Genomic DNA, 14,852 nt, shown 5'->3' on the forward strand with positions numbered 1-14,852 from the left:
CTGTGGCGCAGCGCGGCGTGAAAGGCTTTTCGCGCGTTGCCGGTAGCGGTGTGCAGTGCGCCAACGCAGCCGCCAGACTCTGGCTGCTGCGGTGCATCAAATTTGACCTTTTGCGGGTCAGTGCTTACCCCGATGCAAAAAAGTATCGGTACACGGTTTCATTTTGAGTGGATAGAAACGCGGTTGACGTCTACTTTTCGCTATACAAGATGAAGTGTCGCGGCGCACTGTGCAGGAGGCACCCGCACAGGTCGCGGGCGCCCAACGTCCAATGGAGGAAGACACGGGATGATCGCGATCGCACCGGCATCGAAGGCCGTCCCCCGCCTGCAACGGTGTTTGCATGCGGCTGCTGCCGCATGAAGCGCACGCGACGTCATCAGGAGGGCTCCGTGCAACCCGATCTCGAACTGGTAGCCGTACGCCGCGACGAATCGTTCAAGGTGTGGTCGCACGGTTATCCATATCGCACCGTGCGCTGGCACTTTCACCCTGAATACGAGATTCACCTGATCACCGCGACGACGGGCAAGGTGTTCGTCGGCGATTACATCGGCAGTTTTGCGCCGGGCAATCTGGTGATGACGGGCCCGAATCTCCCGCACAACTGGGTCAGCGAAGTGCCGCGCGGCGAGACCGTCGAGCAGCGCTGTCTCGTGCTGCAGTTCGGCGCCGATTTCATCGCGAAGTGCATCGATACGTTTCCCGAGTTGAGGCACATCGAAACGATGCTCGAGGATTCGCGCTCGGGCCTGCTGTTCGACGAAGCCGCCGGTGAGGCCGCGAAGCCCGTGTTGACGGAACTGCTCCACGCGCATGGCTTCCGGCGCATCACGCTGTTCCTGCAACTGCTCGAACTGCTCGCGCAATGCACCGGGCGCAGGACGCTTGCGAGCGCGGCCTGGCAAACCGATCCGTCGGGCTATGCATCGACGCGCATCAATCACGCGCTGGCGTATATCGGCAAGAACCTCGCGCAGCCGATGCGCGAAGCCGATCTCGCGCAGCTTGCCGGACAAAGCGTCAGCGCGTTCTCGCGTTACTTTCGCCGCCATACCGGCCTGCCGTTCGTGCAGTACGTCAACCGTCTGCGCATCAACATGGCGTGCCAGCTGCTGATGTCGGACGAATTGAGCATCACCGATATCTGCTATCAGGTCGGCTTTAACAACCTGTCGAATTTCAACCGCCAGTTCCTGCTGCTGAAAGGGATGCCGCCGTCGAAGTTCCGCGCGTACCAGCAGCTCAATGCCGCAAGCGCCGTGGGGCCGGAAGCACCGCCGGCGAGGCCCGCTGAAACAGTGGCGTCGTTTGCCGCCGGGTGACCGTGCTCACCTCACACGATCCGGCGACGCTCCCGCAGACACCGGCCGGCGCGCGCTGCGAACGCTGAAGCGTTACTGCGCCGCTTCAAAGCACCGTGCGCACGTGCCACAGTTCCGGAAACAGTACGACGTCGAGCATCTTGCGCAGATACGGCGCGCCGCTCGTGCCGCCCGTGCCCTGCTTGAAACCGATGATCCGCTCGACGGTCGTCACGTGCCGGAAACGCCACTGGCGAAACGCGTCTTCCAGATCGACCAGCTCTTCGGCCATCTCGTACAGTTCCCAGTGCTGCGATGGATTGCGATACACCTCGAGCCATGCCGCTTCGACGGATGCGTCGTGCGTGGTGGGTTGCGTCCAGTCCCGTTCGAGCCGCTCCGGATCGATCGCGAAACCGCGGCGCGCGAGCAGGCGGATCACTTCGTCATAGAACGACGGCGCTTCGAGCGTGGCCTGCACTTCGGCGAGCACATCGGGGCGATGCACGTGAGGCTTCAGCATCTGCACGTTCTTGTTGCCGAGCAGGAATTCCAGCTGCCGGTACTGATACGACTGAAAACCGGACGACGCGCCCAGGTAAGGCCGCATCGCGGTGTATTCAGAGGGCGTCATCGTCGCGAGTACGCTCCACGCCTGCACGAGCTGTTCGAGGATGCGCGATACGCGTGCGAGCATCTTGAACGCCGGCGGCAGTCTGTCGCCATGCACGGAGGCGAGCGCGCCGCGCAGTTCGTAGAGCGCGAGCTTCATCCACAGCTCGCTTGTCTGATGCTGGATGATGAACAGCATCTCGTTGTGATCCGGCGAAAGCGGATGCTGCGCCGACAGGATCGATCCGAGCGACAGATAGTCGCCGTAACTCATCGACTTCGAGAAATCGAGTTGCGCGTCGTGCCAGCCTTCGGCGCTGGATGGTGGAACGTGGGGTGCATGGGCGCTCGTGGTCGCGCCATGTCCGAACGGACAGCCTTGCGAGGGTTCGTCGCCGGGCAACTGCATGTGATCGGTCATTGCGTGCTCCTCAGGTCACCGCGCCGCGCGTCGCGAATTCGGGCGCGCGCCAGGTTTCGTTCGCGAGCACGTCGCGCAGCGTTTCGACCGCGTCCCATACGTCGACGTAGCGCGTATAGAGCGGCGTGAAGCCGAACCGCAGCACGTGCGGTTCGCGATAATCGCCGATCACGCCGCGTGCGATCAGCGCCTGCATCACTTCGTAGCCGTTCGGATGCTCGAAGCTCGCATGCGAGCCGCGCTGCGCGTGCTCGCGCGGCGTGACGAGCGTCAGCGGAAATTCACCGCAGCGTGACTCGACGAGTGCGATGAAGAGATCCGTCAGCGCCAGCGACTTTTTGCGGATCGCCTGCATGTCGGTCTGCAGGAACACGTCGAGACCGCATTCGACGAGCGCCATCGAAACCATCGGCTGCGTGCCGCACAGAAAGCGGCCGATGCCGTCGTCCGGACGGTACGTGGGGTTCATTTCGAACGGCGCGCGATGTCCCCACCAGCCCGAAAGCGGTTGCGAAAACGCGTTCTGATGCTGCTCCGCGACCCACACGAACGCGGGCGAGCCGGGCCCGCCGTTCAGATACTTGTACGTACAACCGACGGCATAGTCCGCGTTCGCGCCGTTCAGATCGACCGGCACCGCGCCGGCCGAATGGGCGAGATCCCAGAGCGCAAGCGCACCCGCGTCGTGGATCATCTTCGTCAACGCGGGCATGTCGTGCATGTAGCCCGTGCGGTAGTTCACGTGCGTGATCATCGCGATGGCCGTGTCGTCGCCGAGCGCGGCGGGCAGCTCCGACGGATCGTCGATCAGACGGAGTTCGTAGCCGCGGTCGAGCTGTTCGATCAGACCTTGCGCGATATACAGATCGGTCGGGAAATTCGAGCGCTCCGATACGATCACGCGACGCTTCGGATCGCGACTGTGCTGCAGGCGCAGCGCCGCGGACAGCAGCTTGAACAGGTTGATCGAAATCGTATCGGTGACGACCACTTCGTTTTCCCCCGCGCCGATCAGCGGCGCGAGCTTGTCGCCGAGCCGTCGCGGCAACGCGAACCAGCCGGCGCTGTTCCAGCTGCGGATCAGGCCTTCGCCCCATTCGGCGGCGATGACGGTCTGCGCGCGCTGTGCCGCGGCGGCCGGCGCGACGCCGAGCGAGTTGCCGTCGAGGTAGATCGTCGCGGTGGGCAAGGCGAATTCGTCGCGCAATGCGGCGAGCGGGTCGGCGCTGTCCAGCGCCACGGCTTCTTCACGGGTATTCATGATGATCCAGTCAAAGGGTATTTGGATGAGTTAGCGCGCGGTGCGCCCAAACGCGATCCATCGGATTCAAGCGTTCAAAGAGCACGTAGCACGGCGCGTACCGGGCTCGCATCGAGTGTCGTGAATTTGAGCGGCAGCGCGATGAGTTCGTAGTCGCCTTCTTCGACGGCATCCAGCACGATGCCTTCGAGAATCGCCATCCGGTGCGCGCGGACGCGGTGATGGGCGTCCATCGTCTTCGATTCCTGCGGATCGAGCGAAGGCGTGTCGATGCCGATCAGCTGGACGCCGCGCGAAGCCAGCAGGTCGATCGTCTCCGGGGCCACCGCGCAGAACGCGCTGTCCCATGCGGTGACCGGCGCGCGCTCGTAGGTGCGCAGCAGCACGCGCGGCGGCAGCGTTTCACCCTGGTCCAGTGCGGCGGCGATGTGCGCGGGCGTGACCCGCGGCGCGGCGCCGATGCAATGAATCACGCGACACCGGCCGATATACGCATCCAGCGGCACGGCGCCGATCGCGACGCCTTCGGCGTCGTAGTGCAGCGGCGCGTCGGTATGGGCGCCGGTATGCGGCGACAGTGTCATCCGCGCAACATTCACCGGCGAGCCGGCTTCCATGCGCCAGACACGCTCGATGCCGACCGGCGTATCGCCCGGCCAGACGGGCGTGGCGGGGTCGACCGGCGGGGTGATATCCCAGAGTCTGTTCATGTCTCCATCGTCATATCGATCCAATCCTGAAATGATAGGCGCGACCCCGCGAAATGTGATTGCGAAAAAATCACCTTCTTTGGCCTGTCCTGGAACATAATTTGAGATAAATGGGAAAGGGAGACCGAATATGAACGCGATCTCGCTCGACGCCACCGATTGCCGTATCCTGGCGGTGCTGCAGCATGAAGGACGGATCAGCAACCTCGATCTGGCAGAACGGATTTCGCTGTCCCCTTCCGCCTGTCTCAGGCGGTTGCGTCTGCTGGAAGAGCAGGGCGTCATCGAACGTTATCGGGCGTGCCTGAACCGCGAGGTGCTGGGCTTCGAGCTGGAAGCGTTCGTGCAGGTATCGATGCGCAACGACCAGGAGAACTGGCACGAGCGTTTCGCGGAGGCGGTGCGGGACTGGCCGGAGGTGGTCGGCGCGTTCGTCGTGACGGGGGAGAGCCACTATGTGCTGCGCGTGCTGGCGCACAACCTCAAGCACTATTCGGACTTCGTGCTGAGCCGGTTGTACAAGGCGCCCGGCGTGATGGATATCCGTTCGAACATCGTGCTGCAGACGCTCAAGGAAGATTCGGGCGTGCCGGTCGAACTGGTATCAGGCGCAAGCGCCGGCGTGGCAACGGCGAAGTAACCGCCGCGATGGCAGGAGCGGCATCCTCGTGCCGGCGGGCGGGCGGTCGTTCGTCTGGGTCCTGCGTTTGCAGCGACCAGGCTGGCAGGCCCGGCGCCCACGGCGCTCAGAGCGGTCCGAGAGAGTGGAAGCTGCCGTTCTGGAACACGAGCGGCTGGGTTTCGCCCGTCTGGTCGGTGAAACCGCAACGCTCCACTTCGCCGACGAAAATCACGTGATCGCCTTCTTCGTAGCGGCTGCGGTTGTGGCACTCGAACCATGCGATCGCGCCGTCGAGCACCGGCATGCCGGAGTCGCCGGCCGCGTGCGAGACACCTTCGAAGCGGTCGCCCTTGACGGTGGCGAAGCGCTTGCACAGGTCGAGCTGTGACGCCGCCAGCACGTTCACGACATAATGACTGTTCTCGCGAAACACCGGCATCGAAGCCGAGCGGGTCGCGAGGCTCCAGAGCACTAGCGGCGGCGTCATCGAAACCGAGTTGAACGAACTGGCGGTGATGCCGATGAGTTGGCCGGACGGCGCGCGCGTGGTGATCACCGTGACGCCGGTGGCGAACTGGCTGAGTGCGCGCCTGAACGCATCCTGGTCGAAATTGGGCGGGCTCGCGGGTTTCATCGGACGAGGGCTCCGGATGCGGGCAGTGCGAGCGGTGTGGACGGTACAGCGCGCCGGGCAGGAAAAATTGATTCGAAAGTCATGTAGAAAATTGGCGAATTGCCCCAATTCTATCGGAATCGCGGGCAGGCCAGCCGCGCACCTCTGCCGGCATACGCAAAAGCCGCCAGGCTGGACAGATTCCGCCGGAATCGCTGCGCGGGCGGCACGTACGGCGCGGCATTGAGTAAGGAGTGGTCAGCATGAGTCAGGCAAGCGAAACCGCCATCCTCGGCGGCGGATGTTTCTGGTGCCTCGAAGCGGTCTACCTGGGTGTCGACGGCGTGAACGCCGTGGAATCGGGCTACGCGGGCGGTCAGGTCGACCAGCCGACCTACGAGCAGGTCTGCGACGGCGACACCGGCCATGCGGAAGTGGTGAAGGTCGACTTCGATCCGTCGAAGATCAGCTATCGCGAGATTCTCGATATTTTCTTCGCGATCCACGATCCGACACAGTTGAATCGCCAGGGCAACGATGTCGGCACGCAATACCGGTCGGTGATCTTCACTCACGCGGATGCACAGCGTGAGGTGGCGGAACAGGCGATCCGCGAGATCGCCGCCGAAGGCATTTACGACGGCAAGATCGTCACACAGGTACTGCCGCTCGACGGCAATTACTGGCCGGCCGAGGCGTATCACCAGAACTACTTCGCGCAGCATCCGGACCAGGGCTATTGCGCGTTCGTTGTCGCGCCGAAGGTCGCGAAATTCCGCCAGAAGTTCGCGCACCGCATCAAGGCGAGCTAATCTCCGGCACGGTTGCCCGTGACAGGCCCAGACCTGTCACGGCGCCCGCGTCAGCGCATCACTGCGGCCTGTCGTACATGTATCGCCGCGACCACTGCAGCGTTTTCGCGCTGCGACCGGCCTTGCGGCAGACCACCTGAAAGATCGAGACGTCGTCGTTTTCGAACGCGTATGCGCAACCCGCCAGGTATACGCGCCAGATGCGGAATTTCTCGTCGTCGACGAGACTGCGCGCGGCGTCCGCATGCGTTTCGAAATTCTCGGCCCAGATATCGAGTGTGCGCGCATAGTGCCGGCGCAGGCTTTCGACGTCGACCGCCTCCAGCCCGCCACGCTGCATCGCTTCGAGCGCGAGACTGATGTGCGGCAACTCGCCGTCCGGAAACACATAGCGGTCGATGAACTCGCCGCCACCGAGCGCCGTTTCGCCGCTGTCATAGTCGGTCGACGTGATGCCGTGATTCATCGCGATGCCGTCGTCGACGAGCAGATCGTGGATCCTCTGGAAATAGCCCGGCAGATTCTTGCGCCCGACGTGCTCGAACATGCCGACGCTCGTGATCCGGTCGAACTGGCCTTCGATGTCACGGTAATCCTGCAGGCGGATTTCGATCTGGTCTTCGAGCCCGGCGGCTTTCACGCGCGCCGTCGCGAGATCGAACTGGTTCTGCGACAGCGTCACGCCGGTGCACTTCGCGCCGAACTTCTGCGCGGCGCGCAGCACGAGCGCACCCCAGCCGCAGCCGATGTCGAGCAGACGCTGGCCCGGCTGCAACTGGATTTTCGTCAGGATGTGATCGATCTTCTTGATTTGCGCGGTGGCCAGGTCCTCATTGCCGTTCTCGAAGTACGCGCATGAGTACACCATGTTCTCGTCGAGCCAGAGCTGATAGAACTCGTTCGAGACATCGTAGTGATACTGGATCGCTTTCTTGTCGGACGTTTTCGAGTGACTGAAGTAGCGTCGCACGCGCGCGAGCTTGCCGGCGCTGGTCACCGTGCTGCGTGCGAGCGAATAGCCGATGTTGATGATGTCCGACAGCTTGCCTTCGATGTCGATCTTGCCCTTCACGTACGCCTCGCCGAGATTGTCGAGGCTCGGTTCGAGCAGATAGGGCAACGCCGTCGCGCTTTTCACGTGCAGCGTGACCCGGGGCGCGGCGAACTGTCCAAAGTCGTGCTGCTGGCCGTCCCACAGCACGAGACGTGCCGGCAGGTTGGCCGTGCTTCTTACATCTTCTGCCCACTGCGCCAGCTTCTTCTCCCAGAACATGTGATGTCTCCCGTGTCCAATGAAATCAAAGCAAAGCCTGTGGATCGCTGCATGTCGCGGCGTGCCTCCGATGCCGCATGACCACGCGATCCGGCCTGTCGACGCGGCCGCCCGGCGAGGGCGTTCCACGCACCGGCATTCGTTATGACGTCAAGGCGACAACCGCGCGATTTGCCAGTCGCCAGCGGTGGTGCGCGTAAATAGCAGACGGTCGTGCATACGTGACGGCCGTCCCTGCCAGAATTCGATAGCGTCCGGTATGAGCCGGTAACCGCCCCAGTGCGGCGGACGCGGCGGATCATCGCCAAAGCGTTCGCTGAAGTCGCGCTCGCGTGCTTCGAGCACGGTTCGGCTTTCAATTACCTGACTCTGTTCGGATGCCCAGGCACCGATGCGCGAACTGGCCGGACGGGACGCGAAGTACGCATCGCTTTCGGCTTCGCTCGTCTTGACGACGGTGCCCTCGATACGCACCTGGCGCTCGAGTTCGATCCAGTAAAAGAGCAGGCTGGCGCGCGGGTTCTCCGCAAGCGCGCGGCCCTTGCGGCTTTCGTAATTCGTGAAGAAGGTAAAGCCGCGCTCGTCCACGCCCTTGATGAGCACGATGCGCGCCGAAGGGCGGCCGTGACCGTCGACGGTCGCGAGTGTCATCGTGTTCGGCTCGGGGAGCTTTGCGTCGAGTGCCTGCGCGAACCACCTGTCGAACTGGCGGATCGGGTCGCGGTCGACATCGGCTTCGTCCAGCGAACCGAGTGAGTAATTCTTCCGGAGTTCGGCGAGGGTCGTCATGTTCTTATGCGAGCGCTACAGTGGGGTCAGTATAGCGAAGGAACGAAAAATCTGCGCTGCGTCCTGTCGACCAGAGATAGCGCTTTAGCTGTCGATCAGAGTTCGCGTGTCGGCCGGAGCTGGCGCTTGAGCGCTTACTCCGGTCCCATGCAGATGGTTGCCGCCAACGCGGCGACGCCGCATCCACAGGCAGGCGTGCCTCCGGCCGCCGACCTGAAAGCAGATGTTCAGGCAGAATACGGGCTGCACTGTCCAGCCGAGGCATGGCCGCGCATCAGTCATATCAAGCCAGCTTCAAGCCGTGCAAGCAGGTAGAAGCCCGTATCCGTCAGGTCCCCGATCATGTCCACGCCGCACGCCACCGCTCCTTCCGACGCATTATCCGATGTTACTACCGGCATCGACGGCAGTGAATCCGCCGGTCACGCCAGGCGTTTCGGCGGCATCGCGCGGCTGTACGGCACGCCGGCGCTGGCGGCGTTCGAACGGGCGCATGTGGCGGTGATCGGCATCGGCGGCGTCGGGTCGTGGGCTGCCGAGGCGCTGGCACGCAGCGCCATCGGGACGCTCACGCTGATCGATCTCGACAACGTCGCGGAAAGCAACACGAACCGGCAGATCCACGCGCTCGACGGCAACTATGGCAAGCCGAAAGTCGAAGCGATGGCGGAGCGCATCAGGTCAATCAATCCGCGGTGCGACGTGCGTCTCGTCGAGGACTTTATCGAGCCGGACAATTTCGCGCCGGTGCTGGGCGGCGGCGGTTTCGACTTTGTCGTCGATGCGATCGACAGCGTGCGCACGAAGACCGCGCTGATCGCCTGGTGCGTCGAGCAGAAGCTGCCGCTTGTCACCGTCGGCGGCGCGGGCGGCCAGCTCGATCCGACACGCATCCGTATCGACGATCTTGCGCTGACGATCCAGGACCCGCTGCTCTCGAAAGTGCGCGCGCAACTGCGCAAGCAGCACGGTTTTCCGCGCGGCCCGAAGGCGAAGTTCAAGGTGAGTGCCGTGTATTCGGACGAGCCGCTGATCTATCCGGAAGCCGCCGTCTGCGATATCGACGAGGAAGCGGAGCACGTCACGACGTCGCCGGGACACACCGGGCCGGTGGGTCTCAATTGCGCGGGTTTCGGATCGAGCGTGTGCGTGACGGCGAGTTTCGGATTCGCCGCGGTCGCGCATGTGCTGCGCGCGCTCGCCCAGCAGGCAAACGGGAAATAGCCCGCGGCGCGAAGCGCCCGCGCGCACCGCACGCACAAAAAACGCGACCCGTGGGTCGCGTTTTTTCATCGTGCCGGCTGAACGCAAGCGCAGGCGCGGACGATCAGTTCAGCGCCGCGCTCAGCTTGCGTCGCCACTGTGCGACGAGTTCATGCTGATGCGCCGCGAGATCGAACACGGACAGCATCGTCTTGCGGCCGATGTCCTCGCGGAACGTGCGGTCGCGCTGCACGATCACGAGCAGTTGCTCGAGCGCCTCGGCGTACTTGCGTCGCGCGATGAAGGCGCTCGCCAGATCGAAGCGCGCTTCCAGATCGTCCGGTTGTGCGGCGACACGTGTTTCGAGCGCGTCGGTGGGCGGCAGGTCGGCGGCGGCGTCCACTGCGTCGAGTCGCGTCTTGATCGCGTTGAAGCGGGCGTCGATGCCCTGCGTTGTTTTCGGCGACAGCAGATCGACTTCGTTGCGCGCCTCGTCGAAGCGATTCTGCGAGAGCAGCAGTTCGATCAGGTCGAGGCGTGCATCGTCGTAACCCGGATCGAATGCGAGCGCCGCTTTCAGGTGATCGTGCGCCTCTTCGAGACGCCCCTCAGCGATGGCGATCTGTGCGTGATTGCGTTCGGCATCCGCGGAATCCGGCACCAGGCGGTCGAGAAATTCGCGCAGCTGGCCTTCCGCCAGCACGCCGACGAACTGGTCGACCGGGCGGCCATCGGCGAACGCGATGACGTGCGGAATGCTGCGCACCTGAAAGTGCGCGGCGAGTTCCTGATTTTCATCGACGTTCACCTTCACGAGCGTCCATTTGCCCGCGTATTCGGCTTCGAGCTTTTCGAGCATCGGCCCGAGCGTCTTGCACGGGCCGCACCACGGCGCCCAGAAATCGACCAGCACCGGTGCCAGCGTCGAGCCTGCGATCACGTCTTTTTCAAAGGTGGCTAGCGTGGTATCCATTGCATCCTCGTCGGAAAAACTGTCTCGGGGGAAAATGGGGACGTTTATCCCGAATTCAATGCAGAGTTACTGCGCCTTGCGTTCGGGTAGCGGAATCCATTCCGTCTCGCCCGGCACATTACCCATTTCCTGGTTCGTCCACGCGGTTTTGGCACGCTCGATCTTCTCACGCGAACTCGCGACGAAATTCCATTCGATGAAGCGCTCGCCTTCGAGTTTCTCGCCGCCCAGCAGCATCACGGTCGCGCCGTTCGCGCTCGCGAGCGTGACCGTCTCGCCCGGCGTCAGCACGGCCATCTGGCCCGCTTCGAGCGACTCGCCGTCGATTTGCAGATCGCCTTCGACCAGATAGACGCCACGCTCGTCGTGTTCCGGCTCGAGTGCGAACGCGCTGCCCGCGTTGAACGTTGCGGCGACGTAGAGCGTGCCAGAAAACGTCGTCGCGGGCGACGTGTGACCAAACGCGGTGCCGGCGATCACACGCAGCGTGACGCCGTTGCGTTCGATCTGCGGCAGCGTCGCGGCGGCGTGATGCTCGAACGACGGCTCGTCGTCCTCGTGCGCGAGCGGCAGCGCGACCCACGTCTGGATGCCGTGCATCGTCAGGCCGCGGCCGCGGTCTTCGGCGGGCGTGCGCTCCGAATGCACGATGCCGCGGCCGGATGTCATCCAGTTCACGTCGCCGGGGACGATCTTCTGCTCCGAGCCGAGGCTGTCGCGATGCATGATCGCACCTTCGAACAGATAGGTGACGGTAGCGAGGCCGATATGCGGATGCGGCCGCACGTCGAGTCCGACGCCGGGCGCGAGCGTCGCCGGGCCCATATGATCGAAGAAGATGAACGGCCCGATGAGCCGCGCGGCCATCGCGGGCAGCACGCGCCGCACGGTGAGACTGCCGACGTCGCGCAGATGGGGCTTGAGAACCGCTTTGATCGGGGAAGACATGGCGTGGGTTCCAGGCGTGTGCGTTTGAGGGGACAGGTGATTCTAACGCCCGCACGCGACCGGTGGCGGCTCGACTGAAACCCGCGCCGGTAGCGGCGCGCCCTGATGCGGTCAGAAAGCGCAGCCAGAAAAAGCGCAGGACTGGACATGTGGGGCGCGCATCGCCCTGCGCTTTGCGCGGTGTGCTCCGTTACACTTCGAAGCTCACAGAGCGAAACCCGGAACGGGAGGAAGCTGGAATGTCGCCGAAGGACCTTTTACTGGCGCTGGTCGTCGTGGTTGCATGGGGTGTCAACTTCGTGGTGATCAAGGTGGGCCTGCATGGCGTGCCGCCGATGCTGCTCGGCGCGTTGCGCTTCCTGCTCGCCGCCGTACCGGCTGTCTTCTTCGTCAAACGTCCGCGGATCCCGTTGCGCTGGCTGTTCGCTTACGGCGCGACGATCTCCTTTGGACAGTTCGCGTTTCTGTTCACCGCGATGTACGTCGGCATGCCGGCCGGGCTGGCTTCACTCGTGCTGCAGGCCCAGGCGTTCTTCACGCTGCTGTTCGCGGTGATGTTCCTGAACGAGCGTCTGCGGGTGCAGAATCTTGCCGGCCTGCTGATCGCGGCTGTCGGCCTTGCGGTGATCGGCATGCAGGGCGGCCATTCGATGACCCTCGCGGGTTTTGTGCTGACGCTATGCGCGGCGGTTTCGTGGGCGCTCGGCAATATCGTCACGAAGAAAGCAGGGAAGGTCGATCTGGTCGGGCTCGTGGTGTGGGCGAGCCTGATCCCGCCCGTGCCGTTTTTCGTGCTGTCGTATTGCCTTGAAGGACCGCAACGGATCGGGGCCGCGCTCACGGGTATCGGCGCGCAGTCGATTTTTGCGATCGTCTACCTTGCGTTCATCGCGACGCTGCTCGGCTATGGACTGTGGAGCCGCCTGCTGTCGCGCTATCCGGCCAGTCAGGTCGCGCCGTTCTCGCTGCTCGTGCCGATTGTCGGGCTGGCGTCGGCGTCGCTCTTTCTCGACGAGCATCTGTCGCAGGCACAGATTGCCGGCGCCGCGCTCGTGATGGCCGGCCTCGCCGTGAATGTGTTCGGCGGATGGGTCGTGCAAAGGTTCGCGGCGGCGCGCTGAGCGCCGGATTGGCAGGCCCGCGTGCAGCGAGCGACTAAAGGCAACGCAACGCATAACGGCCGCACGAAGCGGCCGTTATGCGTTGCAGCGTGACGCCAGCAGAAAGAAGCGTTACGTCATTCGGTTTTTCGCGAGCGGCGGATTCGCCGCGAAATAACGTTTGATGCCGGTCAGGATCGCGTCGGCCATGCGGTCGCGATAGGCGTTGTCGTTCAGGCGCTTCTCTTCGTCCGGGTTGCTGATGAACGCGGTCTCGACGAGAATCGACGGAATATCCGGTGCCTTCAGCACGGCAAAGCCGGCCTGCTCGACCAATCCCTTGTGCAACCTGTTGATGTCGCCGATTTCCTTCAGCACGAAGTTGCCGTAGCGCATCGAATCGCGGATCTGTGCCGTGGTCGACATGTCGAAGAGCGCGCGGTTCACGGTGGCATCGTTCGACTTGATGTTGATGCCGCCGATCTGGTCCGATGCGTTTTCCTTGTTCGCCATCCATCGTGCGGCCGCGCTCGATGCGCCGTGCTCGGAGAGCGCGAACACCGAAGAGCCGCGCGCGGAAGGATCGGTGAACGCATCGGCGTGAATCGACACGAAGAGATCCGCACCGACGCGTCGCGCCTTCTGCACGCGCACGTTGAGCGGCACGAAGAAGTCGGCATCGCGCGTCATCATCGCGCGCATGTTCGGCTGCGCGTCGATTTTCGCGCGCAGTTTCTTCGCGACGTCGAGCGCGATGTGCTTTTCGTAGGTACCCGCGCTGCCGATCGCGCCGGGATCCTCGCCGCCGTGGCCCGGATCGATCGCGACCGTCAGGAGACGTACCGTGTTGCCCCTGCCGGACTTCGGCGTGGTGAAACTGTACGTGTCGTCGCCGCCATCGCCGCTGTCGTTGTCGCGTGCGATCGCAACTGGCGGCTGTGTCGGCTTCGGAACGGCCGGATGCGGCCCTGGTGCCGGCGAGAGATGCGCGGGCGGACGCGGCACATCTGGCGACGACGTCGAAGGCCCGCCCTCCTGCGCGTAACGCTGGAAGAACGCGTCGCTGTCGCTGAGCGGCGGCGTGGCTGGCCCGCTGAGCGTGGCGGGCGGCGCGTTGTTTTCGTTGAGCCGCTGTTCCTTGCGCTCGGTCTGCGCGAGGAGATCCATCAGCGGGTCCGGCGGGATCGCCGGATACAGGTCGAACACGAGCCGGTATTTATACGTGCCGACCGGCGGCAACGTGAACACCTGCGGCTTCACCGAGCCCTTCAGGTCGAACACCATGCGCACCACGTGCGGCTGGTATTGCCCGACGCGCACCGACTGGATCTGCGGATCGTTCGGCGTGATCTTCGAGACGAGATCGCGCAGCGCCTGGTCGAGATCGAGCCCATTCAGATCGACGACGAGCCGGTCGGGATCCTGCAGCAACTGCTGCGCGTTCTGCAGCGGCTGGTCTGATTCGATCGTGACACGTGTGTAGTCGCGAGCGGGCCAGACGCGCACGCCGAGCACCGAACTGGCCCACGCAAGACGCGGCGCGACGAGTCCGAGCACGAGCGTCGACGCGCCTGCACGCAGAATCTGCCGGCGTCGCCAGTTATGCGTGGCGGTAGCGGCCGATTCGATCGAGCGGAACGGTTTGATCAACATCTTTGGAGACATGCCTTTCCTGATTCGCTGAATGCGCGCGCGACGAGAAGGCGCCCTTCGCCCTCCACATCGAGCGAGAAGACGAGATCCGGCACGCCCAGCAGGGTGCCCGCGCGTTGCGGCCATTCGACGAGGCAGATCGCGCCGCTGTCGAAATATTCGCGAAAGCCCGCGTCGGCCCATTCGGCCGGATCGGTAAAACGATAGAGATCGAAGTGATACAGCTCAAGTTCCCCATCGGGCCTCTCGACCGCGTACGGTTCGACGAGCGTATAGGTCGGACTGCGCACGCGTCCGCTGTGACCGAGCGCGCGGAGTGTCGCGCGAACGAGCGTGGTTTTGCCCGCGCCGAGATCGCCCGTCAACTGCACCTGCAAGCCGTGAAATGCACGTGCGCCGCCGTGTTCGCCGGCGGCCTTGCGTACGCTTTCGATAGCGTGAGCGAAGCGCGCGCCGAAAGCGCTGGTGGCGGCTTCGTCCGCGAGCGCGAGGTGGCGTTCGAGCAGGACCGGAGCGGCGGGCGTGATGGCTTGATCGGGCTGGTCGGGCATTCTCGTA

General features: G+C 63.9%; 15 protein-coding genes. 5 read left to right on the plus strand and 10 right to left on the minus strand.

Translation table 11 applies throughout. The annotated features are described in order from the left end of the window. Positions 1-392: 392 nt before the first annotated feature. Positions 393-1,325, plus strand: a complete 933-nt coding sequence (locus LPA34_RS08170; protein ID WP_228976845.1) for an AraC family transcriptional regulator — start codon at positions 393-395, stop codon at positions 1,323-1,325. Positions 1,326-1,410: 85 nt separating this feature from the next. Here the strand turns inward: LPA34_RS08170 and kynA are convergent, their stop codons facing one another. From kynA to kynB, 3 genes are all read right to left on the minus strand, one after another. Continuing rightward, positions 1,411-2,337: a tryptophan 2,3-dioxygenase gene (gene kynA / locus LPA34_RS08175; RefSeq protein ID WP_228976847.1), complete on the minus strand. Its 927-nt coding sequence runs from the start codon at positions 2,335-2,337 to the stop codon at positions 1,411-1,413. Positions 2,338-2,347: 10 nt separating this feature from the next. Beyond that, positions 2,348-3,598 (minus strand): kynureninase, encoded by a 1,251-nt coding sequence (gene kynU / locus LPA34_RS08180; RefSeq protein WP_228976849.1) that lies wholly within the window; start codon positions 3,596-3,598, stop codon positions 2,348-2,350. 74 nt (positions 3,599-3,672) lie between these two features. Continuing rightward, positions 3,673-4,308, minus strand: coding sequence for an arylformamidase (kynB, locus tag LPA34_RS08185; protein WP_228976851.1), 636 nt, complete (start codon positions 4,306-4,308; stop codon positions 3,673-3,675). Between the two features lie 130 nt (positions 4,309-4,438). On the opposite strand from kynB, the gene LPA34_RS08190 reads away from it, so the two are divergent. Next, the gene (locus tag LPA34_RS08190; protein ID WP_228976853.1) at positions 4,439-4,948 is read left to right on the plus strand and encodes an Lrp/AsnC family transcriptional regulator; all 510 of its coding nucleotides are present in this window, start codon (positions 4,439-4,441) and stop codon (positions 4,946-4,948) included. Positions 4,949-5,054: 106 nt separating this feature from the next. Here the strand turns inward: LPA34_RS08190 and LPA34_RS08195 are convergent, their stop codons facing one another. Further along, complete coding sequence (locus LPA34_RS08195) at positions 5,055-5,564, minus strand: flavin reductase family protein (protein WP_228976854.1); 510 nt, start codon at positions 5,562-5,564, stop codon at positions 5,055-5,057. A gap of 242 nt (positions 5,565-5,806) precedes the next feature. On the opposite strand from LPA34_RS08195, the gene msrA reads away from it, so the two are divergent. Then, positions 5,807-6,355 (plus strand): peptide-methionine (S)-S-oxide reductase MsrA, encoded by a 549-nt coding sequence (gene msrA / locus LPA34_RS08200; protein WP_228976856.1) that lies wholly within the window; start codon positions 5,807-5,809, stop codon positions 6,353-6,355. Between the two features lie 58 nt (positions 6,356-6,413). Here the strand turns inward: msrA and LPA34_RS08205 are convergent, their stop codons facing one another. Beyond that, a complete protein-coding gene (locus LPA34_RS08205) occupies positions 6,414-7,628 on the minus strand; it encodes an SAM-dependent methyltransferase (RefSeq protein ID WP_228976858.1) in 1,215 nt (404 codons plus the stop codon). 150 nt (positions 7,629-7,778) lie between these two features. Further along, the gene (gene pdxH, locus LPA34_RS08210) at positions 7,779-8,417 is read right to left on the minus strand and encodes a pyridoxamine 5'-phosphate oxidase (RefSeq protein WP_228976860.1); all 639 of its coding nucleotides are present in this window, start codon (positions 8,415-8,417) and stop codon (positions 7,779-7,781) included. Positions 8,418-8,759: 342 nt separating this feature from the next. Here pdxH and tcdA point away from each other — a divergent pair, with 342 nt between their 5' ends. Further along, positions 8,760-9,641, plus strand: coding sequence for a tRNA cyclic N6-threonylcarbamoyladenosine(37) synthase TcdA (tcdA, locus tag LPA34_RS08215; RefSeq protein WP_228976862.1), 882 nt, complete (start codon positions 8,760-8,762; stop codon positions 9,639-9,641). Between the two features lie 103 nt (positions 9,642-9,744). Here the strand turns inward: tcdA and trxA are convergent, their stop codons facing one another. Together trxA and LPA34_RS08225 are read right to left on the minus strand one after the other, a co-directional pair. Further along, on the minus strand, positions 9,745-10,593 hold the full coding sequence (trxA, locus tag LPA34_RS08220; RefSeq protein WP_228976863.1) for a thioredoxin: 849 nt from the start codon (positions 10,591-10,593) through the stop codon (positions 9,745-9,747). A gap of 66 nt (positions 10,594-10,659) precedes the next feature. Then, positions 10,660-11,541, minus strand: coding sequence for a pirin family protein (locus tag LPA34_RS08225; RefSeq protein ID WP_228976865.1), 882 nt, complete (start codon positions 11,539-11,541; stop codon positions 10,660-10,662). 239 nt (positions 11,542-11,780) lie between these two features. Between LPA34_RS08225 and LPA34_RS08230 the strand changes: the two genes are divergently transcribed. Next, a complete protein-coding gene (locus tag LPA34_RS08230; protein WP_228976868.1) occupies positions 11,781-12,662 on the plus strand; it encodes an EamA family transporter in 882 nt (293 codons plus the stop codon). Between the two features lie 111 nt (positions 12,663-12,773). Here LPA34_RS08230 and LPA34_RS08235 read toward each other — a convergent pair whose 3' ends face one another. Together LPA34_RS08235 and tsaE are read right to left on the minus strand one after the other, a co-directional pair. Then, positions 12,774-14,306 carry an N-acetylmuramoyl-L-alanine amidase gene (locus LPA34_RS08235; protein ID WP_228976869.1) on the minus strand — a complete coding sequence of 511 codons (1,533 nt, stop codon included), beginning with the start codon at positions 14,304-14,306 and terminating at the stop codon, positions 12,774-12,776. Continuing rightward, a complete protein-coding gene (gene tsaE, locus LPA34_RS08240) occupies positions 14,288-14,845 on the minus strand; it encodes a tRNA (adenosine(37)-N6)-threonylcarbamoyltransferase complex ATPase subunit type 1 TsaE (RefSeq protein ID WP_228976870.1) in 558 nt (185 codons plus the stop codon). Before tsaE ends, LPA34_RS08235 begins: the two co-directional genes overlap by 19 nt. Positions 14,846-14,852 lie beyond the last annotated feature (7 nt).

It is taken from the genome of Paraburkholderia gardini (genome assembly GCF_907164575.1).
Lineage (GTDB): Bacteria > Pseudomonadota > Gammaproteobacteria > Burkholderiales > Burkholderiaceae > Paraburkholderia > Paraburkholderia gardini.